Raw genomic sequence first — 21,093 nt, forward strand, 5'->3', positions numbered from 1 at the left:
CCGCACGACCTGTCACAATCAGGTCACGGAAAAAGCGAACGCCGCCGAGGGCTATTCGGCGGCGTTGGGCGTTTCAGCGTCAGCGCGGATAAGCTTGATATCGGCGCCCGCCGCCCAGGCGCCGATATCCTCGCGGCGCAGCGCCGCCGCCATCATGTCGGGGAAATGGTCGGGCGTGCAGGCAAAGACCGGGATGCCGAGTGCGGCGACCGACCCGGCCATCGACGGATCGTAGCCGGGACGGCCCTGATCGGTGAGCGCCAGGAGCACGACGACGTTGACGCCCGACCGGACAAGTGCCGCCAGCCTTTGCAGGAGCTCCTTGCCGTTGCCGCCTTCGTAGAGATCGGTGATCAGAACGAAATGCGCCTTGGTTGGCCGCTCGATGCGCTCGGCGCAATAGGCGACCGCCTGGTTGATGTCGGTGCCGCCGCCGAGCTGGACGCCGAACAGCACCTCGACCGGATCGCTGAGTTCTTCAGTCAGATCGACGATCGCCGTGTCGAAGCAAACCAGCTTGGTCCGCACCACCGGCAGCGAGGCCATCACGGCGGCGAAGATCGAGGCGTAGATGACCGAGCTTGCCATCGAGCCGGACTGGTCGACGCAGAGCGTCACCTCGTCGAGGTCAACCAGTCGGCGCTGACGACGCATGAAGCCGACCAGCTTTTCCGGCACGACGGTCTTATGGTCCGGCTGGTAGTGGCGAAGGTTGGCTGTGATGGTGCGCGGCCAGTCGATATCGCGCTGGCGCGGCCGGTTGGTGCGCCGCGACTTATCGAGCGCGCCGCGGATCGCTTCGGCGGTCTTCTGCTCCAAGCGCTGCATCAGCTTGGCGACGATGTCGGAAATGATGGACCTGGCGATGTCCTTGGTCTTGTCCGGCATCGCCGAGCGCAGCGAGACGAGGTCGGCGACGAGATTGACGTCGGCCTCGATCGCCTTGAGGAACTCGGGCTCCATCAGCATCTGCTTCAGGTTGAGCCGCTCGAAGGCATCCTTCTGCACGACCTGGACGACCTGCTCGGGGAAGAAGGAGCGGATGTCACCCATCCATTGCGCTACGCGGGGCGCCGAGCGGCCGAGCCCGCCGCGCCGCTTGCGCGCATCGCCGGCGGTGTCGCCGCTGCCGTCGCCATAAAGCGCATCGAGCGCCGCCGACAGTTTTCGGTCCTCGGCCGACAGCGCCGACGATGTCTCGTCGTCAGCCCCGATCGCCAGCCGCCAGCGACGCTCGCGATTGTCCGTTGCCGGTTCGAGATCCAACCCGGTCGTTTCGTCAGCCATGATTGGCCTCCCCTGCCAGCAGCTTTGCGAGAAGACCAAAATGCCTGTTCCATGCCGCGCCACCATCCGGCGCCGACGTCAGGCCGGCGGGCAGGCTCGCTCTTTTGCCAAGCACGGCTTCGATCAGGCGGCGGCGCTCCATGCTGTCGAGGTTGGAAAAGACGCGGCGCAGCAATGGCAGATGCGCCACGAAAGCCTCCTCGTCCAGCGAGGCCAACCAGGCATCGACCGCGCCACGCAAGCCCTCGTCATAGATCAGCCGCTGGCCGGCGCCGCTGAAGAAACCTTCGAAGAAGGCGGCGGCATCGATCACGGGCGTTCCCGGCGACAGGCGCCTTGCCAGGAGATCGGCGGTCTCATCGGCTGAGAGCCGCCCTGCTTCGTAGAGAAGATGCGCTGCGCAGCCGGCGACGAGCGCCGTCGAGCGTGAGGAATCGAGCACGGCCGCCAACCCGTGGCGCCAGGCTTCGAGGACATGCTCATCCGGTTCGACCAGCTTGATCGCCTCGTCGGCCTTGCGCAGCGCCGCCATCAGCGCGGCGGCGGCCTGCGCATCGAGATCGCGCGCCGCGTAAGGCAGCGCGATGGAGCCTTCGATGATCAGCCGCTCCAGCAGGCCGGCGAGCCGTTCCGTCTCGGTCTTGCGCGCTTCGCCGTAGCGGATGATGTCGGCCAGCGGCGGCACCGAGGCCAACAACTCCAGGCACTCGCTGCTGTGCGCCGCCTTTTCCTCGAGCGCCGCAAGACCGGCGGCGGATGCCTCGCTCAGGGCGGCGGTAATCGCGCTCTGCACCAGCGTGGCCAAAGCATCGAGCGTCGCGGCGGCGCCGATCATCTGGATCAGCCGGCCATTGGCGGCCTTCTCAATGGTCGGGCCATAGACCAGGTTCTCGACCAGGCGCACCGCATATTCCGGCTGCCAGGCGAGCATCCAACGCTCGCGAAATGTGCCGCGGCTGCGCCCGACATCCGTCAGCCTGCCCCAATTGACGCCGAGCACGTTCAGCCGATGCAGCAAGGTCGAGCGGAAGAGACCGCTGTCGCTGCGCAAGTCGACGGAAAGTTCCCGCTCCAGCGCCTCGGGCTTGAGCCGCGCCGCCTTCTGGTTGCGCTGCAGATCGTCGATCAGCGGCGCGAGCGGCGTGTCGGGCGGGATCTCGCCGACATCGGCGCCAAGGAGCAGCTCGGCCTCGACCATCTTCCACAGCAGGGCCTCGCCGTTGAAGAGGGCCGAAATCGAAGCGTCACGCAGTTCCTCGAAGCCCGGCTTCGGCCGTTCGCGGATTGCGGCTAGCGCGCGCGCCAGACGCTCCGCCTCGATCAGCGATGCGGTCGAAATCATGTGGCCCTTGGCGCGAAGCACCGTGGCGATGCGCGCCAGCCACAGGACCGAGGCGTCGCCCTGCCCGTGCGTCTGCCACAGATGCTTGCACCAGCCGGGCGCGACGACGCCGGCGCCATAGCCATAGCCCAGTGCCAGGCGCGGCCCCGTCCACGGCGCATAGGTCATCGTGGTCTTGCGCCGGCCGATGCCCTTGAGCAGCGCCTGGTCGCTCTTTTGCGTATGCGCCGTTTGAAGGGCCGGCACATGCCAGGCGCCGCAGACGACAGCCAGCGGCCCGTCGAATTCCTTCCGCGCGGCGGCGATCTCCAACCGCATATGCGCCTCGCGCATGGCCTCGAACTTGGCGATCGCGCCCTCGCCCTCGCGCAGCGTCGTCATCGCGTCGGCGATGGCCGCGAAGATCGGGCCGGGTTCGGGGTTCTGCTCGATGATATCCGACCACCAGCTCTCGCCGTCCTCATAGCCGGCGGCTTGTGCCAGCGTGCCGATCGGATCCTGGATGCGCGTGGGTTCTTCGCCCTGCTCGTCCGTGACGTCCGCCTCGGCTGCTTCGGTGTCCGCTGCCCCTTCAGGCGCCTTCTCCGCAAGCCGCGCGGCCGACGGCAGGTCGATGAAGCGCAGCGCCGCCTTGTTGGCGACGGCCCAAAGTGCTGCCTGATATTCCGGCGAGAATTCGGCGAAAGGCCAGAAGCTGGTCGCGGCGGGGTCGTCCTCCGGATAGCAGAGCAGCGCCACCGGCGGCTTCATGTCGGGGCTGGCGAGCAGCGGCAACAGCGGCGAGGCATCCACCGGCCCCTCGATCAGCACGGCGACCGGCTGCAATTCCTGCAACGCCTTGACCAGGCTCCCAGCGGAGCCCGGGCCATGGTGGCGAATGCCGAAATAGCTGATGCCGCCTTGCGTCATGGTTCAGATGGCCGCGTTGAGCGCCGCATAATAGCCGGCATAATCCGGACGCTTCTTCAGCACCGTCTCCAGATATTCCTCCAGCACCACCTTGTCCTGAACCGGGTCCTTGACGATGGCGCCGACCAAGCTTGGCGCCAGCCCTTCGGCGTGGAGCTTGCCGTCGTCGAACCATGCCGCCTGGCTGAGGCCGCTGACCATGGTGGCGATCGCCTCGGCGGTGGAGAGCGAGCCCGACGGCGTCTTCAGCGTCACCTTGCCGTCGGCAGTGGCGCCCGAACGCAGCTCGCGGAAGATGGTGAGCACCCGCGCGATCTCCTCGCCGACATTTTTCGGCACCGGCAGGTCCAGCCCGCCGGCCATCTCGCCGACGCGCCGGGAGACGATCGAGACTTCCTCCGCCATGTCGTCCGGCAAAGGCAACACCACGACGTTGAAGCGGCGCTTCAGCGCCGAGGAGAGTTCGTTGACGCCCTTGTCGCGGTTGTTGGCGGTGGCGATGATGTTGAAGCCGCGCTGCGCGTAGATCGAGGTGTTCAGCTCCGGCACCGGCATCATCTTTTCCGACAGCACGGTGATCAGCGTGTCCTGCACGTCGGAGCCCATGCGCGTCAGCTCTTCCAGCCGGCAAAGCTTGCCGTCCTGCATGGCGCGATAGAGCGGCGTCGGCACCAGCGCTTCCTGGCTCGGGCCCTTGGCGAGCAGCTGGGCATAGTTCCAGCCATAGCGGATCTGGTTCTCGTCCGTGCCGGCGGTGCACTGCACGACCAGCGTCGAATTGCCCATGATGGCGCCGGCGAGATGTTCCGAGACCCAGGATTTCGCGGTTCCGGGAACGCCGAGCAGGAGCAGCGCCCGGTCCGTCGCGAGCGTGGCGACCGCCGTTTCCATCAATTGCCGGCGGCCGACATATTTCGGCGAGATCACCGTGCCGTCGCTCGCCTTGCCGCCCATCAGATAGGTGAGCACGGCTTTCGGCGACAGGCTCCAGCCGGCAGGCTTCTGGCGGTCGTCGCCGCGCGCAAGCGCCTGCAGTTCGGCGGCGTAGACCTGTTCGGCCGGAAGGCGGATGGCTGCGTTCATGCGATCTTCTCCGGGTTGATCATCTGGTTGGGGTTTCCGGCCAGCGCCGCGTTGAGGCGCAGCAGGCTAAGCGATGGGGATGCGGGCGGCAGGCCGGCGGCGACGACCTCGCCGATCAATTTTTCCGCCGACACCGGACTGGCCAGAAAGCCGACGGCTTCGAGATATTGCTCGGCGTTTCGCCTCGTGACGTCATTGTCACCCGAGACGGCGGAACGCAGCGCTGGAAGCGTCTTGCCCTTTGCGAGGTCGCTCCATTCCAGCCAGCCCGCTTCAGCGCCTTCGACCAGGATGAGCGCGGCCAGATTTTGCGCATCATTCAGGATCTGCCTGACCAGGACACGCTTCCTGCCGCTGTCCAAACGCGCCGTGAGTTGGAGGCCGAGAATCGCCAGCCTGCCGCCAGCTGCGGCAAGCAGATCCGCCAGAGAGGCCACCGCCTCATCGCTGCCGGACACCGCAACCATTCGAACGAGAAAAAGATCGGCGCCGTCATCGACCCCGAACTGCCATGCGCCGATGAAATCGGGCTCCGTCCTGCCGAAGCGGACGACGAGATCGCCGAAATAGCAGGATGCGAACAGGTCGGCGCGACGGGCTTGTTGCGCCTGTGACTTGGGTTTTATCGGCGCGTAGGTGGCGCGGCGGCGGATGAAGCCGGATTTGCCTTCCTCAATGAAAGCGGCGAGTTCGGCTGTCGAATCTTCCGACCCGCCATCCGCTTGATTGCCCCGTTCGCCCAACCTCGCCAGCAGCCGGCCGGCCATTTCGCGCACCTTGCCTGAGCGATCGGCGGACAGGCTCTTCAGAAATGGCACGTCATCGGCCCCCAGGCCAAAACGCATGAGTTCGACGAGCGCAAGCCTGACCTCGGCGGGCTCGCTTGCCCCTTTTGTCTCGATAAGGGTCCGCGCCAATGCGGGTGCGGAGCGCCGCAAATCGATCAGCGCGCTACGGCGCGCGGCGGGGTAGAAATCGTCCCAGGTTTCCGCCGTCAAATCCTCGCGCCGCGACTGCTTTTGGCTGTCCGCGCCTGCCTGCCAGTCGACCCAGGGAGCGTAGATGTCCGGGCTTTCCTGATCCGACACACTGGGCATCCAGTCCATCGGATGCAGCACGAAGCCGCGGCTGGCGACGAGCGCGGCGACGCGGGTCTTGAGCCTCGCATCGGCCGCATATTTCAATGCGGCACGCAGCAACGGTCGCAACCGCTCCGGCAGCATCGGCAAGGCCAGCACCGGCAGCGGCGGGCGCCGCTTCAAGGTCTTCGGCGCCGCGGGGCGGAGCGCGACATCCAGCGCCTGCGCGGCGATGGCCAACAGCCGCCGCTCCTGCTCGTCCGGGCTGGAAGCGGTGGCTACCTCTTTCCACTCGACCGGGGCGAATTCGAACATGGCGCCGCCGGAAATCCAGCCGTCGCGCAATCGTGCCAGTCCGGCCTGATCGAGCTCGTTCATGACAGATCGAGCCTCCCGATGCTGCTTTGCGAGGCCAGCAGCTCGAGCCTGGCGCCGTTCCAGAGTGCGGCGGTCGCCGCGAGATCGATGCCGAGCAACGTCTGGTGGACGGAGCCGGCGACAGGCAAGGCGATGCCGTGCGGATCACTTGCCGCCTGCCACCAGGCACCGTCCTTTTCATCCAGCGCGATCGCACCGGCCGGCAGGATGATGGGACAGTCGGACAGCCATGGGGCACCGTCCTGGAAGGCGGCGCAGGCGGCCAGCGGATCGCCTGCTGCATCAGGGGCGAATGTCGGCCATGTGCCGGGCGCCACGTCCCCCAGCCGTTCGGCGACCAGCGCCCGCAGCGGATTGCGCGCCGGATAGAACACCAGCCTCGCCCTGAAGCGGTCGCCCGCCGCGAAGGCGCCGGAGCGCCGCCCGGCCGAGGCGGGGAAGAAATCGAGCAGGACGGCAAATCGCGGCGTCGTGCTTTTCAGGTCGAGCAGCCAGGTGGCGTGGCTGACGAGGCCGTCGCGGCGGGCCTCGATCTTTTCGCCAAGCACCTCCCAGTCGCTCTCAACCTGGACGGCGTCGGGGTTGGCGAGGATCTGGTCGCGCGTCTCCGATGTCGAGACCAGGCGTTTCAATTCGGCATCGTCCGGCGCGGCGCGCCAGGCCTTGGCGAGCAGCACCAGCTTGCCCAGCTCGCGGATCGCGGCGTCCGGCCGCTCCTCGCCGCGCAGCGCCATCAGCTTCGCGGGCAACTCGTCGACGCGCCCGGCCAGCGCCGTCGCCTTCAGGTCGACCAGCCGTGCGGCGATGCGGCGGCAGCGCTCGCTCGAGGCATCGACAAAGCCGGCAAGGCCGAGCCGCAACTGGTCGGCAATCCACTGGTCGAGCTCGTCGAGCGCGGCCGAGACCGCGCTGCGCGTGTCCTCTGCTCGCTTGCGCTGCGCCGCCTCGCGGCGTTCGGCGGCAGCAGCGTCCTCAACAGGTGGTGCCTCTTCCAGCCGCGATGCCTCGTCGATGCTTTTGCCTTCCGCGCGAGCTGGTCCCGTGGCCGGCGGCTGCCCAGGCTTGCGGCGTCGGCTGAGCCAGTCATTGACCCAGTCAGGCGTCTGGTCGACGCGCGCGAAGCTCGCCGGCGCGGTAGCGCCGATCCAGGTCAGCGCCAGTATGTGCTTGCAGGGAAATTTTCGCGACGGACAGGTGCATTTATAGCCGTGGTCGGAAGTGTCGAACGCGACCCGGTAAGGGTTGGAGCCCGAGCCCTGGCACTCGCCCCAGATCAGCGGCAGCTGTTCATGCGCTTCAAGCCTGGGCCAGTTGGACCGCTTGGTCAGCTTGGCGGCAGCGCCAAGCGAGGCCTGATCGGGGGCCAAAGCCTCGATTGTTTTCAAATCCAGCTGCAAGCCGCGCGCCTCTCACCACCCCGAAGCATGACTTCGCGACGATTGATAGCCGTTTGCGGCCGGCTGGTGTAGCTCCAGTCGACTCAAAATCGAGAGCTTGTCTAACGTTCCGTTGTTCTCCTGAACCCCGGGTCGCGCGAAGCTCGCAATGAGCATGTTCTCATCCAACAATTCGATATGTGAACGCTGTTCATTTTTTTCTTGAACGCCGTTCACGATGTGCTATGCTGCGAACATGAACAATGTTCACTGGATTGTATCTGGCCTGAAACAAGCCCACGCCGACGCAGCCTAAGCCTGAAACGAAAGGACCATATCGATGCTCACCGACAGCCAAGCCCGCAAATATTCCAGCGCCTGCAAGCCCTTCAGACCGATCGCGGACGACAGATGTGGGGCGCCAAGGGCAAGAAACAAATGGATTGGAATAAATCGCAGTAACGAAGTTTAACCGCTTCCCGGTAAACAAGGCTCAAACCGCGTAAGTCACCGCTCAGTCCAATCGGATTGCCAGTCGGGCTTGCCCAATGGAAATTGCCATGAACACCCATCTGATGATGTCGCGGCGCTTCGCGCCTCTCTTCTGGACGCAATTCCTCTCGGCCTTCAACGACAATTTCCTGAAGAACACGCTGGTGTTCCTCATTCTCTTCACGCTGGCGAAGGACCAGGCGGCGTCGCTGGTGACGCTGGCCGGCGCCATCTTCATGGCCCCCTTCCTGCTGCTTTCGGCGCTTGGCGGCGAGATCGCCGACCGCTTCGACAAGGCGCTGATCGCGCGCCGGCTGAAATTCACCGAGATCGCCGCGGCCGCTGTCGCCGTCGTCGGCATCGCGCTGTCCTCGATCCCGGTGCTGATGACGGCGCTCTTGATGTTCGGCATCATCTCGGCGCTGTTCGGACCGATCAAATACGGCATCCTGCCGGACCATCTCGAACGCAAGGAACTGCCCAAGGCCAATGCCTGGATCGAATCGGCCACTTTCGCCGCGATCCTCGGCGGCACGATTGCCGGCGGCGTCGTTTCCGCAGACGGCATCGGTGTTTCGGTGTTCGGACCGATCATGATGGCGCTGGCCGTCGGTTGCTGGTTCGTCAGCCGTTACATCCCTTCCACCGGTTCGGCGGCTCCCAACCTCACCATCGACTGGAACATCTTCCGCTCGACTTGGCGGCAGGTCGCCGAACTGCGCACCGACACGCGCATCTGGCGCGCCGGCCTGATGACCTCGTGGTTCTGGCTGGTCGGGGCCATCGTGCTTTCGATCCTGCCGGCGATGATCAAGGACTCGCTCGGCGGCAACGAGATCGCGGTCACCGCCTATCTCGCGGTGTTCGCCGTCTCGATCGCCATCGGCTCGGCCATCGCAGCCTGGATGTCGCAAGGGCGCATGGTCCTGCTGCCGGCGCCGGTCGGCACCGCGCTGATGGCGCTGTTCGGCCTGCATCTGGCCTGGACCATCGGCAGCATGCAGCCTTCGCCGACAGCCGCCAGCCTGTCGGCCTTCTTCGCCGGCCCCAACACCGTCCGCGTCGCCATCGACCTCGCCGGCATGGCCATTGCCGCCGCCTTCCTTGTCGTGCCGACCTTCGCCGCCGTGCAGGCCTGGTCGCCGGAAGCGCGCCGCGCCCGCGTCGTCGCGGCGGTCAGCATCGTCAACGCCGGCTTCATGACCGTCGGCGGCATCCTTGTCGCCGCCATCCAGGCGGCGGGCGTCTCGATCGCAGGCATCCTGTTCGGCCTCGTCGTCGCCAACGCCGTCGCCGCCTGGCTGATGCTGAAATTCCTGCCGACCAACCCGTTCCGCGACTTTGTCTCGATCCTGTTCCGCGCTTTCCTGCGGCTGGAGGTCGAGGGGCTGGACAACCTCAAGGCGGCCGGCAAGGCGCCGATCCTGGCGCTCAACCATGTCAGCTTCCTCGATGGTCCGCTGGCGCTGACGCTGACCGACGAGGAGCCGGTCTTCGCCATCGACTACACGATCGCCCAGGCCTGGTGGATGAAGCCGTTCATGAAGCTCGCCCGGGCGCTGCCGCTCAATCCCGCGAAGCCGATGTCGACCCGCACGCTGATCAAGATCGTGCAGGGCGGCGATCCGCTGGTCATCTTCCCGGAGGGACGCATCACCGTCACCGGCGGCCTGATGAAGGTCTATGACGGCGCCGCCATGGTCGCCGACAAGACCGGCTCGATGGTGGTGCCGGTGCGCATCGAGGGGCTGGAGAAGAGCTATTTCTCGCGGCTCTCCTCGCAGCATGTGCGCCGTCGCCTGTTCCCGAAGGTCAAGGTGACCATCTTGGAGCCGGTGAAGCTCGAAGTTGCCCAGGAACTGAAGGGGCGTCAGCGCCGCGCCGCGGCGGGCTCGGCGCTCTACCAGGTGATGTCGGACCTCGTCTTCCGTACCCAGGACATCGACAAGACGGTGCTTCAGAAGATCATCGAGACGGCTAACGAGCGCGGCATGAAGGAACTCGCCGTGCAGGATCCGGTCACCGGTTCGCTGAGCTACGGCAAGCTGCTCACCGCAGCCGCGGTGCTCGGCGAGAAGTTCGAGCACCTGTATGCCGGACAGCAGACGCTGGGCATCATGCTGCCCAACGCCAACGGCTCCTGCGCGACGCTGCTCGGCGTCATGTCGGCGGGCAAGGTGCCGGCGATGATCAACTTCACCGCCGGCGCGGCCAACATCCTGTCGGCCTGCAAGGCGGCCGAGGTAAAGACCGTGCTCACCTCCCGCGCCTTCGTCGAGCAGGCGAAGCTCGGGCCGGTGGTGGAGGAAATCGGCCGCTCGGTCGACATCGTCTGGCTCGACGACCTGCGCGCCACGATCGGCCTCAAGGACAAGTTGCTTGGCCTCTTGCGCAAGACGACGCCGCGGGTGGCGCGCAAGGCGGACGACCCGGCGGCGATCCTGTTCACCTCCGGCTCGGAAGGCACGCCCAAGGGCGTGGTGCTGACCCACCGCAACATCCTGGCCAACGCCGCCCAGGCGGCCTCGCGCATCGACTTCCACTCGGGCGACAAGGTGTTCAACGTGCTGCCGATCTTCCACTCCTTCGGCATGACGGCGGGAACGGTGCTGCCGCTGATCTCGGGCGTGCCGGTCTATTTCTACCCCTCGCCGCTGCACTACCGCATCGTGCCGGAACTGATCTACGGGTCGAACGCGACGATCATTTTCGGCACCGATACGTTCCTCGCCGGCTATGCGCGCACCGCGCATCCCTATGACTTCCGCTCGGTGCGCTACTGCTTCGCGGGCGCCGAGCCGGTCAAGGCCGCGACGCGCACGACCTATATGGAGAAGTTCGGCCTGCGCATCCTCGAGGGCTACGGCGTGACCGAAGCAGCCCCGGTGATCGCCATCAACACGCCGATGTACAACAAGTCGGGCAGCGTCGGCAAAATCATGCCCGGCATGGAATATCGCCTGGACCCGGTGCCCGGCGTCGAGGAAGGCGGGCGGCTCTTCGTGCGCGGTCCGAACGTCATGTCGGGCTATCTGCGCGCGGAGAACCCCGGCGTGATCGAGCCCCTGAAAGACGGCTGGCATGACACCGGCGACATCGTCACCGTTGACGACGCCGGCTTCATCTCGATCCGCGGCCGCGCCAAGCGCTTTGCCAAGATCGGCGGCGAGATGATTTCGCTGGCGGCGGTTGAGGCGCTGGCAGGCGAACTGTGGAAAGGCTCGCTGTCCGCGGTCGCCACAGTGCCGGACGCGCGCAAGGGCGAGAAGCTGATCCTGATCACGGAAGCTTCCGGCGCGACCCGCGCGGACTTCCTCGCCTTCGCCAAGGCGAACGGCGCCATGGACCTGATGGTGCCGGCCGAGGTGCGCGTCGTGCCGAAAGTGCCGGTGCTCGGTTCCGGCAAGCTCGACTTCGCCGGCGTGGCCAGGATGGTGCGCGGCGAAGAAGAACTGAAGGTCAAGGCCGCCTGACCCGGACAGAGGAACAGGCCGGCGACAGACGCCGGCCCGTTCATTGTCGACTCCGCCTGGACCAGCCTGGCCAGCATTCGAGCAGGCGCGCTCGGCGCGGTTCCCAATCAGCGCCACGCCGCGGGTGCCAATGCGAGCAAGCGCGGCCGGGCGGGCTTACCCTGCAAGAAAAAGGCCGGGCGCAAAAGCGGCCCGGCCAAGCATGAAGGTCACAACCTTCAGAGAGGAACATCGCCCGGCGCAATGGGAGGAAAACACCGAGCGATGTTGCCTATTTGGGGTCTCGGCGGTGTATTTTCCACGAACGAAATTCCAAAAAAGACCAAAAATGCGGAAAATCTCGCCCTGAAGTATCTCAATCGTCAGCCGCCGGCCGATGCTTTTTCCAACAGACCCGCATAATGGCGCCGAGCGACGTCGGGATGGGATCGCAACCGGCTTTTCAGCACATTGGTTCCGACGTTGCGGAACAGCGGATTGTCCGGGTCGCTGGCCGGGCCGCGCGCCTCGGCCGCCAGTTCCTCCGGCAGGTCAAGCAGCGGGATCGTAGCGTCGAGCCGGGCGCTGAAGAAGAACGGCACCGAAATCCGTTCGATGCCGGCGGGCGGCGTGACGACGCGGTGCACGGTTGCCCTGAGATAGCCGTTCGAGGCGAGTTCGAGCAGTTCGCCGATGTTGACGACCAGCGTCTGAGGGATCGGGTCCACGTTCACCCAGCTGCCGTCATATTCGACCTGCAGGCCCTTGTTCTCGTCCTGCAGCAGAAGGGTCAGGAAGCCGCCATCCTTGTGCGCGCCGACGCCCTGGTCGTCGCCGGTCGTGTCACGGCCGGGATAGCGCACGATCTTCATGCGGTGGTTCGGCTCGCCACGATAGATCGCATCGAAGGCGTCCTCCGGCTGGTCGAGCGACAACGCGAAGGCCTTGAGCAGCCGGATCGCCACATCGGTCGCCTTGGCCTGCCAGGCGAGCAGCGCCGGCTTCAGATCGGGGAGAGCGGCAGGCCACTGGTTCGGGCCCTGCAGCCGCGTCCAGGCCGGCACGCCCGGCCCCTGCGCAATGGTCGCGCGTTCGACGCCGATGTCGAGCTGCTCGCGCCAGTCGGCCTTGCCCCTGGTCAGTTCGCCGCCGGCGCGCGTATAGCCGCGGAACTGCGGCGACTTCACCATCTCGATGGCGAGCTTGTCGGCTTCCGGCAAGGCGAAGAAGCCGCGCGCGGCACCCAGCACCGCGTCGATCTCCGGCTGGGTGATGCCGTGGCCGCTTAGATAGAAGAAGCCGACATCGCGGGCGGCGGTGCGCAAATCAAACAAGAAAGTCCGAAGCTCGGATGGACCCTGCTCCAGGCGGTCGAGATCGAGCACCGGAATTATTCTGGGCATGGACAGGCTCCTCTTACGGTAACTCTTTGTTCTAGCGACCCTGCCGCACGATGACATGCGCCTCATTGCCGGTGAAGAAACACGCCGACCAATCTCATTGCAAACGGAGCAAGCCGGCGCTCAATTCCCGGCTTTTGCGGCAAATTGCGTTCGGATACCGCACATCATCCACGACGATCCAGACGAGCGACCAGCCGGTCGCCGATCCACTGGATGCCGCAGACCAGCACGATGAGCACGACGACAACGGCGACCATGACGCTGGTTTCGAAGCGCTGGTAGCCGTAGCGGATGGCGAGGTCGCCGAGGCCGCCGGCGCCGATGGCGCCGGCCATGGCCGAGGCGCCGACCAGCGTCACCAGCGTCACGGTAAAGCCGGCGACGATGCCGGGCAGCGCCTCCGGCACCAGCACCTCGCGAATGATCGTCCAGCGGTTGCCGCCCATGGCGCGCGCCGCTTCGATCAGTCCATGATCGACCTCGCGCAGCGACACTTCGGCGATGCGGGCGTAATAGGGCGTCGCCGCGATCGACAGCGGCACGATCGCCGCCCAGGTGCCGATCGAGGTGCCGACGATCAGCCGCGTCAGCGGGATGAGCGCCACCAGCAAAATGATGAAGGGCACCGAGCGGAAGCCGTTGATGATGGCGCCGAGGATGCGGTTGACCCAAAGGTTCTCGGCGATGCCGCCGCGATCGGTGGCGACCAGGGCAAGGCCGAGCGGCAGGCCGAAGACAAGCGAGATGAGACCGGACGCGCCGGTCATCAGCACCGTCTCCCAGATCGAGCGAAGCAGGAGTTCAAACAGGACCGGCGACATGGCCAAGCACCTCCACCCGCGCGCCGCGGTCTTCAAGGAAAGCGATAACGGCCGCCAGATGGGCGGCATCGGCTCCAGGAACAGCCACGAACAGCGTGCCGACGGGCTGCTGCTGCACATGATCGATGCCGCCATGAACAAGCCGGAACGCGCCGGGCACGCTGGCGCTCAGTTCGGACAGCAGCGGGCGACGCGCGGCTTCTCCGGCGACATCGATCCGGAGGATCGTTTCGGCGCCCTCGCCTGCGGCTAGCCGACTGGCGATCTCGGGCGGCAATTGCGGCCGGATGCCGCCGAGCAGACTGCGCGTGATCTCCGATTTCGGATCGGCGAAGACCTGCCAGACGGCGCCCTCCTCGACGATGCGGCCAGCATCGATCACCGCCACGCGGTCGGCGATGGAGCGGATCACCTCCATCTCGTGCGTGATGAGCAGGATGGTGAGGCCGAGCCTGGAATTAATGTCCTTGAGCAGCGCCAGGATTGAGCGCGTCGTCTCCGGATCGAGCGCCGATGTCGCCTCGTCGGACAAGAGCAGTGCCGGCCGCGCGGCCAAAGCCCTGGCGATGCCGACGCGCTGCTTCTGGCCGCCCGACAGCGAAGCGGGATAGGCTTTGGCCTTCTCCGACAGGCCGACGAGCTGCAGCAATTCAGCCGCGCGGGCCATGCGCTCGGCGCGCGGCCGCCCTTCGATCTTGAGCGGCAGCGCGACATTGTCTTCGACGGTCTTCGCCGACAAAAGGTTGAAGTGCTGGAAGACCATGCCGATGCGGCGGCGCAGCGGCTGCAGCTCGTGTTCGCTCAGACGACTGATCTCGCGACCCTCGATGAAGACCTCGCCGGAATCCGGCCGCTCCAGCCCGTTCAGGCAGCGGATCAGCGTCGACTTGCCGGCGCCACTGCGGCCGATGATGCCGAGGATCTCGCCCTTCTTCACGGTCAGCGAGACGCCGTCGAGCGCCGCCGTCGCGCCGAACCGGCGCTTCAGATCGACAAGGCGGACGACGTCTTGCGGCGCTGCGGGATCGACAGCAACCGGATCGCCTGTCTCAGCCGTGACATGCTGGTTCATATCTGCTTCCGTTTCAGTACCACGCAAACGCGACGGCGGCCCGCTCAACAGCGGACCGCCCATTTCTGCCAGCCATGCGCCGGTCAATAGGCGCTGATCCCGGTGCCCTTGTAGACCTTGTCGAACTCGGCCTTGACCGTCTCGTTCTGGTAGGAGGCGACCAGCGTCTTCACCCAGGGCTCGTTCTCGCTTCCGGCCTTGACCGCGATGAAATTGCGATAGGGATTGTCGGCCACCGGCTCCTGCGCGATGCGGTTTTGAGGGCCGAGGCCACTCTTCAGCGCCCAGTCGGTGTTGACAACGGCGGCATCGAGATCGTCGACCGAGCGGCCGACAATGCCGGCGTCGAGCTCCTTGATCTCGAGCTTCTTCGGGTTGTCGGCAATGTCGGCGGTGGTCGCCAGGATGCCGGTGCCGTCCTTGAGCTTGATCAGGCCTTCATGCTCCAGCACATGCAGCGCGCGGCCCTCATTTGACGGGTCGTTCGGCAGGCCGATAACAGCGCCCTCCGGCAGGTCAGCGACCTTGGCATGCTTCTTCGAATAGAGCCCGATCGGCCAGACGCCGGTATAGCCGACCGGCACGATGTGATAGCCTTGCGTCTTGATCTGGTTGTCGAGATAGGGCTTGTGCTGGAAGGCGTTGGCGTCGATCTCGCCACGCTCCAGCGCCTCGTTGGGCTGGGTGTAGTCGTTGAAGACGACGGTCTCGATCGTCAGCCCTTTCTTGGCCGCCTCGGCGGTGACGACGCGCCAGACATCCTCGTCCTCGCCGCTGATGATGCCGACCTTGATCGCCTTCTTGTCCTCGGCGAAGGACGGCGATGGCGCGGTGAGGCCGATGACGGCCAATGTCGTGGCGAGAAGTGCCGCCAGTCCGGCGCGCCTGCTGATTGACGTAACGAGAGAATTTGAAGCGTTGCCGCGTTCGGACATGATTCGTTCCTTGCGATCCTGAAATCATTTTGGCCTGGCGGGATGCGAAGCCTTGATATCAAGCATCACCAATGCTGCCCGCTCGGGCAAAGAAGCGCATTTCCTCTTAGACGGGAGGCGGAAAATATTCTCTCAAAGATTTTATGACTTGGAGCACATTGGCTGCTGGCAGCCGGTTTTACGCGATCAAACGGTAAGCGCTCAGGAGGCCTGCTGCGCGACGCGCCAACTCAACCGATCGCTTCCCCGCAAGCGGGGCACAGTCGGCAGTCCTCGCGCTTCCTGCACAGGGTAGCCCAACCGTTGCAGGCTGACCCGCGCCAGCGCCGCGTTGCTGTCTATGACGACCAGGCCGTTCGTGTCGCCGAGGCTGGCTGCCACGACGGACAGTTCCGTGCAGCCGAGCAGAGCGACGTCGGCGCCGGCCATTTGCGCGAGATGAAGCGCGCGCTCGGTCTCGGCTGCGGCTTGCACGATCGAGCCGGCCTTGACGAGCATGATCGCGCTGTCGACGCGTTCCTGAAACTCGGCGTCCGGCGGCAGGCAGAGGTCGAACCCGGCCTCCAGTATCCTGTGCTGATAGAAGCCGGAGACAAGCGTGCCCCGGGTCGCGAGATTCGCAACCCTGCCCCGGTCCAGGCTGCGGCGGATTTCCGCCACCACCGCTTCGCCGATGTGGATGATCTCGGCTCTCGAGTCCGCCGCCAGCCTGTCGTACCAATGATGAGCGGTGTTGCAGGGCATGGCGATGCAGGCGACGCCGAGCGCGTTGAGCGTTGCGACCGCGGCCTGCAGCGGCGCCAGCGGACCGTCATGGTTGCCGAGGATCGCTTCGGTCCTGTCGGGCAATTGCGGCACGCTGAGGATGACGGAAGGCACATGCTCGTCGTCGCGCAGCGCCTCGGTCATCCGGGTGAGCTTGTAGTAGAAGTCGGCCGATGCCAGTGGCCCGAGACCGCCGATGATGCCGAGCTGAGGACGGATGGCGTCGTCGATCATCGGGCGGGCTCGGCTTCGAACTCTTGCGCGACGGTTTCGTCAGACTGCGCCGTCTCCCTGTGGCTGGGCGCGATCATTGCCGTGCTTGCGGCGACGGTGGAGACGCTGGACAGCGTCATCAGCGTGTCCACGGCCGCGTCCACCGCGACGAACAGGGCGAAGGCCGCCTCGAAGGGAAGCTTCAGATAGCCGCATACGATGGACATCTGCGACAGGATGAGCAGGCTGCCCATGCCGCCTGTCGTCAGCGCCAGAAGCGCGGAGACGATGCCGACAAGCAAAAGGTCCGGGATCGCCAGCTGATGGCCGTAGAGCTGGGCAATGAACAGGGTGCCCGAGGTGTAGACCAGCGCCGGGCCGGTCCGCAACAGCGCCGCCTGCAGCGGCACGAGCAGCTCGACCACCACAAGATTGAAGCGCAGCCGCTCGCTCAAAAGGTTGATGACCCAGGGCAGCGAGGCGACGGTGGAGCGCGTGGTGATGGCCACCATCAGAAGCGGCTGAAGGGTCTTGATCGTGGCCCAGTAGCTTCGCCGCGAGCGTATGGCGATGATAGCAAACGCGCCGGCGAGGAATGTCAGGCAGGAAAGGCCCATCACCAGCAAATAGCCGCCCATCAGCATCAGCGGCTTGGTGCCGGTCGACGCGGTCTGGTCGGCGATCAGGATGAAGGTCGCGAAGGGCAGTCCCCAGACGAACCAGTTGGTCAGCACCGTGCAGGCCCGGTACACCGCGTTGAGCGCCTGTGACAGGCTGAGCGACGAGGGCTGCGGGATCTTGCCCATCGCCAGCCCGAAAAGCAGGCAGAACAAGAGCACCTGAATGGTCTGGCCCGACGCCAGCGCGTTGAAGACGTTGTTCGGCACCAGATCCATGAAGATCGAATGGCCGCTGTTCGGGTCGCTGGTGGGCGGTGGCGGCTGGAACGGGAAGGCCAGATCGGTGGAGACGCTGCCTTGCGAATTGATGAACTCGCCGAGCTCGATGCGAGACTGCGGGTTCTCGATCTGGCCTGGCTTGAGAACCAACGAATAGGTGCCGCTGACCAGCACGGCGAGGAACGACACGACCAGCACCGCTATGCCGACCTTGCCGAGATAGCGCACCGATTTCGGGTCCTGGACCATGGCGGTGATCGAGAAGATGACGGACGAGACCAGGTAAGGCAGGACGACCATCTTGAGGAAATTCAGGTACACCTGCGCGACGGGGCTGATCGCATGGGCGAAGGCCGGATAGTAGAGCCCGCACAAGATCCCGGCCAGGATCATGATGATCGTCGTCAACGGCGAGCGCAGGATGCGCTTCGCCGCCAGGCGCCAATCGAGAGGCATGGATTCGGCTGCATCCGAGACGGCCATCGTCAGGCTTTGCTCCCCTGGCGATAGCGCGCGATGATCTCGTCGGTGTTGAGGACCTGCTGGCCTCGCGCAAGATCGAGATAGAGATCGACAAAGGCCGCCAGATGCGGATTGGCCGGACTGACACCGACCGCGATCGTGTCGACCTTGTCGGTCAGCGTGATCGAGCGCGCGACGACCGTCATCGACGGATCGTCGACCATCAGCTTCTTGATCTCGAAATCATCGCGATAGGCGAGGTCGATCGTGCCGTTGCGGATCGCATCGATGACCGTGTTCCAGCCCGCGAAGCGCTGGATCGTGGCGTGCGGGAAGGTGGTTGCCGCATAGGTGGCGAAGGACGAGCCTTCGATCACGCCGAGCTCGCCGGAGAAATCGCGGATGATCTGTTCGGGTGGCTTGCCTTGCGTGACGCGCGCCAGGTTCACGCGATTGGCGAGCAGCCCTTGGTGCAGCATGGCGTAAGGCCGGGAATAGAGAATCGAGCGGCCGCGCTTAAGCGTGCGGCTGAGCTTGCCGATCGCCAGGTCCGCCTGACCGGAGGTCAGTTTTTGCACCATGCCATCGAAGGTCACGGCGGACCGGTCGAACACGGGTTCGACGCCGAGCTCGGCGGCTATGCCGCGCGCAAGGTCCATGTCGATGCCATTGTCGCCTGAGCCATCGGCCGGAAAGAACGGATCGGAGGCGAAAGCCGGCATGGCGATGCGCAGCTTGTTGTCGCTTACGATGGGTTTTGGAGCGTCTTGCGCCTGGGCCTGCGTGGCCACGGCTTGCGCCTGCGCGATCAGCAGCCCTCCGCCTCCGGCTGCAAACAGCGTGCGACGTGTAAGCGGCATGCCCATTCTCAATTCGCGCAGGAGAGCCGGACAACAGATCTGACCAAACCGCAGTATGCACGCCGAAGTTAAGTAAAGGTATCTTTTATTTTTCGCCTTTTTACATTGCAGGTCGCTAAAATGGCGTCGGCAAATATGCAGACTTCCTAAAATAACGCGAGCACGGCAGGCGCGTTGTTGTAAGGTTCATGCAACGGCCGTTAGAAGGTCTCGACCCAAGGCCTCAGCTCGACCTCGAAGCTCCAGGCGCTGCGATGCTGGCGATGGACGGCGAGATAGGCCTCGGCGATCGCATCGGGTGACAAATGGCTGTCCGGCCGCTCGGGCGTCCTCGCGGGTGACGCGATCTGGCCGTCGATAATGAAATGCGCGACATGGATGTTCTTCGGGGAAAGCTCGCGCGCCATCGATTGCGCCAGCCCGCGCAGGCCGAATTTCGGCATGGCGAAACCGGCCGAGCCGGAGAAGCCTTTCAGGCTCGCGGTGGCGCCGGTGAACAGGATCGAGCCGGAGCCGCGCGCAAGAAGCCGGCGCGCAGCCTGCTGGCCGACCAGGAAGCCGCCATAGGCGCCGACGAGCAGCGCTTGCTTGACCGCCCCAGGATCCAGTTCGGCGATCGGGCCGCGCGTGCGGCCGCTGGCGTTGAAGACGGCGATTTCGAGCGGACCCGCTTTGTCGGCCACCTCGAACAGCCGCTCGACGGAGGCCGGGTCCGACACATCGGTTTCCACGGCCTGCGCGCCGGTTTCCTCGACCAGCGCAGCCAGTTTGTCGACGTTGCGCGCGGCAAGGACGACGCGGAAGCCCTCCTTGGTGAGAAGCCGCGCCAGTGAGGCGCTCAGCCCGGAGCCGGCGCCCGCGATCACTGCAACATTGGCTGCCATTGCATTTCCTCCTTGAGACAGGTCGGTGAGGTCGCGCAGGCTCGCGCCTTCGGCGGCAAGAGGCAAGAACGTGGTTGCTCGATTTTCGCCATTTGGCGCAAAAGGCCGCCGGCAAGGGGCGCGGCGAAAGACTTGCTTGGCGGGCCGATCCGTCCGACACGTGGATGAAGGGCGATTCGAGGAAGGACCATGGAACCAATCTGGGCCGTCGGCCTGATGACCGGCACGGTGCTCGACGGCAATATCGACGTGGCGCTGATCAAGACCGACGGCGAGCGCATCGCCGACACCGGCACCTACACGCTGGCCCCCTACCCGCAATCGATCCGCGCCCTGCTCGAAGAGACGCTGCGCCAGGCGCGCACCTGGAATTTCGAGGGGCCGGAGCCGGCAATCTTTCGCGAAGCCGAAGAAGCGCTGACGCGGGCCCAATCGGCGGCAGTCAAGAACCTGGTCGAGAGCCAGGGCATGCACATGGCCGATATCGGAATCGTCGGCTTTCACGGCCAGACGGTGCTGCATCGCGCGCCACAGCCAGGCAAGATCGGAAGAACTCGCCAGCTCGGCGACGGCGAACTGATGGCTTCGCTGCTCGGCACCAAGGTCGCCTATGATTTCCGCTCGGCCGACGTGGCGGCCGGCGGGCAAGGCGCGCCTCTTGCGGCCGCCTATCATGCGGCGCTGTTGGAAGAAGCCGACCCGAGCGGCGACACCGCCGTGCTCAATCTCGGCGGTGTCGGCAACATCACCTGGTGGGACGGCAAGGACAATATCGTCGCCTTCGACACCGGACCGGCCAATGCGCCGGTCAATGATTTCATCAAGGCGAAGGGCCTCGGCGAGATGGACCGCGACGGCAGACTGGCGGCTGCAGGCAAGGTCGATGAGGAACGGCTCGCCAGGCTGTTGCAGCATCCCTACCTGACGAAGCCCTATCCGAAATCGCTCGACCGGTTCGACTTCACGGCGGCGATGGCCGAAGGGCTAAACGCCGAGGATGGCGCGGCGACGCTGACGGCCTTCACCGTCTCGGCCGTCGGCAAGGCGCTCGATCTTTTGCCGCGAAGGCCGAAACGGCTGGCGGTGAGCGGCGGCGGCCGCCACAACCCGACGATGATGGCGATGCTCGAAAGCCGCGCCGGCGTCGAAGTGGTGCAGGCCGAGACGCTCGGATGGAAGGGCGACGCCGTGGAGGCGGAGTGTTTTGCCTTCCTCGCCGTGCGCGTGCTGCGCGGCCTGCCGATCAGCTTTCCAAGCACCACCGGCGCGCCTGAGCCGCTGCGCGGCGGGAAACTCGCGGGCTAGTTTGTTTTTGACGCAATTCCGGACGGAAGACTACGGCGAAGACGCCGAGCCTAACCGCTCCACACTTTTCCTGGAA

General features: G+C 65.5%; 15 protein-coding genes. 2 read left to right on the plus strand and 13 right to left on the minus strand.

What is annotated here, in order from left to right; genetic code table 11:
• Positions 1-51 precede the first annotated feature (51 nt).
• From DPM35_RS04245 to DPM35_RS04265, 5 genes are read right to left on the minus strand one after another with little or no spacing between them, the layout of a single operon-like run.
• A complete protein-coding gene (locus DPM35_RS04245; RefSeq protein WP_112126030.1) occupies positions 52-1,287 on the minus strand; it encodes a VWA domain-containing protein in 1,236 nt (411 codons plus the stop codon).
• Positions 1,280-3,538: a DUF5682 family protein gene (locus DPM35_RS04250; protein WP_112126031.1), complete on the minus strand. Its 2,259-nt coding sequence runs from the start codon at positions 3,536-3,538 to the stop codon at positions 1,280-1,282. The genes DPM35_RS04245 and DPM35_RS04250 overlap by 8 nt, the downstream gene beginning before the upstream one ends.
• Before the next feature lie 3 nt (positions 3,539-3,541).
• A complete protein-coding gene (locus DPM35_RS04255; protein ID WP_112095179.1) occupies positions 3,542-4,621 on the minus strand; it encodes an ATP-binding protein in 1,080 nt (359 codons plus the stop codon).
• Entirely contained in the window at positions 4,618-6,045 is a 1,428-nt protein-coding gene (locus DPM35_RS04260) for a DUF5691 domain-containing protein (RefSeq protein ID WP_245431420.1), read from the minus strand. Before DPM35_RS04260 ends, DPM35_RS04255 begins: the two co-directional genes overlap by 4 nt.
• Before the next feature lie 29 nt (positions 6,046-6,074).
• Positions 6,075-7,475, minus strand: coding sequence for an SWIM zinc finger family protein (locus DPM35_RS04265; protein ID WP_112126033.1), 1,401 nt, complete (start codon positions 7,473-7,475; stop codon positions 6,075-6,077).
• Between the two features lie 539 nt (positions 7,476-8,014).
• On the opposite strand from DPM35_RS04265, the gene DPM35_RS04270 reads away from it, so the two are divergent.
• On the plus strand, positions 8,015-11,419 hold the full coding sequence (locus tag DPM35_RS04270; RefSeq protein ID WP_112126034.1) for an acyl-[ACP]--phospholipid O-acyltransferase: 3,405 nt from the start codon (positions 8,015-8,017) through the stop codon (positions 11,417-11,419).
• Positions 11,420-11,781: 362 nt separating this feature from the next.
• Here DPM35_RS04270 and DPM35_RS04275 read toward each other — a convergent pair whose 3' ends face one another.
• From DPM35_RS04275 to DPM35_RS04310, 8 genes are all read right to left on the minus strand, one after another.
• The gene (locus DPM35_RS04275; RefSeq protein WP_112126035.1) at positions 11,782-12,801 is read right to left on the minus strand and encodes an isopenicillin N synthase family dioxygenase; all 1,020 of its coding nucleotides are present in this window, start codon (positions 12,799-12,801) and stop codon (positions 11,782-11,784) included.
• A gap of 164 nt (positions 12,802-12,965) precedes the next feature.
• Positions 12,966-13,622 carry a methionine ABC transporter permease gene (locus tag DPM35_RS04280; RefSeq protein WP_112126245.1) on the minus strand — a complete coding sequence of 219 codons (657 nt, stop codon included), beginning with the start codon at positions 13,620-13,622 and terminating at the stop codon, positions 12,966-12,968.
• Positions 13,603-14,694: a methionine ABC transporter ATP-binding protein gene (locus DPM35_RS04285; protein ID WP_112126036.1), complete on the minus strand. Its 1,092-nt coding sequence runs from the start codon at positions 14,692-14,694 to the stop codon at positions 13,603-13,605. The genes DPM35_RS04280 and DPM35_RS04285 overlap by 20 nt, the downstream gene beginning before the upstream one ends.
• Before the next feature lie 83 nt (positions 14,695-14,777).
• The gene (locus DPM35_RS04290) at positions 14,778-15,629 is read right to left on the minus strand and encodes a MetQ/NlpA family lipoprotein (protein ID WP_112126037.1); all 852 of its coding nucleotides are present in this window, start codon (positions 15,627-15,629) and stop codon (positions 14,778-14,780) included.
• A 201-nt stretch (positions 15,630-15,830) separates the two neighbouring features.
• Entirely contained in the window at positions 15,831-16,628 is a 798-nt protein-coding gene (gene cuyB / locus DPM35_RS04295; RefSeq protein WP_112126038.1) for a cysteate racemase, read from the minus strand.
• A complete protein-coding gene (locus DPM35_RS04300; RefSeq protein ID WP_245431421.1) occupies positions 16,625-17,962 on the minus strand; it encodes a dicarboxylate/amino acid:cation symporter in 1,338 nt (445 codons plus the stop codon). The genes cuyB and DPM35_RS04300 overlap by 4 nt, the downstream gene beginning before the upstream one ends.
• Before the next feature lie 29 nt (positions 17,963-17,991).
• Entirely contained in the window at positions 17,992-18,828 is an 837-nt protein-coding gene (locus DPM35_RS04305; RefSeq protein WP_181591913.1) for a substrate-binding periplasmic protein, read from the minus strand.
• Between the two features lie 200 nt (positions 18,829-19,028).
• Positions 19,029-19,712, minus strand: a complete 684-nt coding sequence (locus DPM35_RS04310) for an SDR family NAD(P)-dependent oxidoreductase (RefSeq protein WP_112126040.1) — start codon at positions 19,710-19,712, stop codon at positions 19,029-19,031.
• Between the two features lie 189 nt (positions 19,713-19,901).
• Here DPM35_RS04310 and DPM35_RS04315 point away from each other — a divergent pair, with 189 nt between their 5' ends.
• On the plus strand, positions 19,902-21,017 hold the full coding sequence (locus DPM35_RS04315) for an anhydro-N-acetylmuramic acid kinase (RefSeq protein WP_112126041.1): 1,116 nt from the start codon (positions 19,902-19,904) through the stop codon (positions 21,015-21,017).
• Positions 21,018-21,093 lie beyond the last annotated feature (76 nt).

Origin of the sequence: Mesorhizobium atlanticum, from assembly GCF_003289965.1 — a bacterium.
Classification (GTDB): Bacteria; Pseudomonadota; Alphaproteobacteria; order Rhizobiales; family Rhizobiaceae; genus Mesorhizobium; species Mesorhizobium atlanticum.

Excerpts from the sequence above, each read along its gene's own strand:
- DPM35_RS04250 (WP_112126031.1), bottom strand. The coding sequence starts at position 3,538 with ATGACGCAAGGCGGCATCAGCTATTTCGGCATTCGCCACCATGGCCCG.
- DPM35_RS04280 (WP_112126245.1), bottom strand. The coding sequence starts at position 13,622 with ATGTCGCCGGTCCTGTTTGAACTCCTGCTTCGCTCGATCTGGGAGACG.
- DPM35_RS04275 (WP_112126035.1), bottom strand. The coding sequence starts at position 12,801 with ATGCCCAGAATAATTCCGGTGCTCGATCTCGACCGCCTGGAGCAGGGT.
- DPM35_RS04270 (WP_112126034.1), top strand. The coding sequence starts at position 8,015 with ATGAACACCCATCTGATGATGTCGCGGCGCTTCGCGCCTCTCTTCTGG.
- cuyB (WP_112126038.1), bottom strand. The coding sequence starts at position 16,628 with ATGATCGACGACGCCATCCGTCCTCAGCTCGGCATCATCGGCGGTCTC.
- DPM35_RS04315 (WP_112126041.1), top strand. The coding sequence starts at position 19,902 with ATGGAACCAATCTGGGCCGTCGGCCTGATGACCGGCACGGTGCTCGAC.
- DPM35_RS04305 (WP_181591913.1), bottom strand. The coding sequence starts at position 18,828 with ATGCCGCTTACACGTCGCACGCTGTTTGCAGCCGGAGGCGGAGGGCTG.
- DPM35_RS04290 (WP_112126037.1), bottom strand. The coding sequence starts at position 15,629 with ATGTCCGAACGCGGCAACGCTTCAAATTCTCTCGTTACGTCAATCAGC.
- DPM35_RS04310 (WP_112126040.1), bottom strand. The coding sequence starts at position 19,712 with ATGGCAGCCAATGTTGCAGTGATCGCGGGCGCCGGCTCCGGGCTGAGC.
- DPM35_RS04245 (WP_112126030.1), bottom strand. The coding sequence starts at position 1,287 with ATGGCTGACGAAACGACCGGGTTGGATCTCGAACCGGCAACGGACAAT.
- DPM35_RS04285 (WP_112126036.1), bottom strand. The coding sequence starts at position 14,694 with ATGAACCAGCATGTCACGGCTGAGACAGGCGATCCGGTTGCTGTCGAT.
- DPM35_RS04300 (WP_245431421.1), bottom strand. The coding sequence starts at position 17,962 with ATGCCTCTCGATTGGCGCCTGGCGGCGAAGCGCATCCTGCGCTCGCCG.
- DPM35_RS04255 (WP_112095179.1), bottom strand. The coding sequence starts at position 4,621 with ATGAACGCAGCCATCCGCCTTCCGGCCGAACAGGTCTACGCCGCCGAA.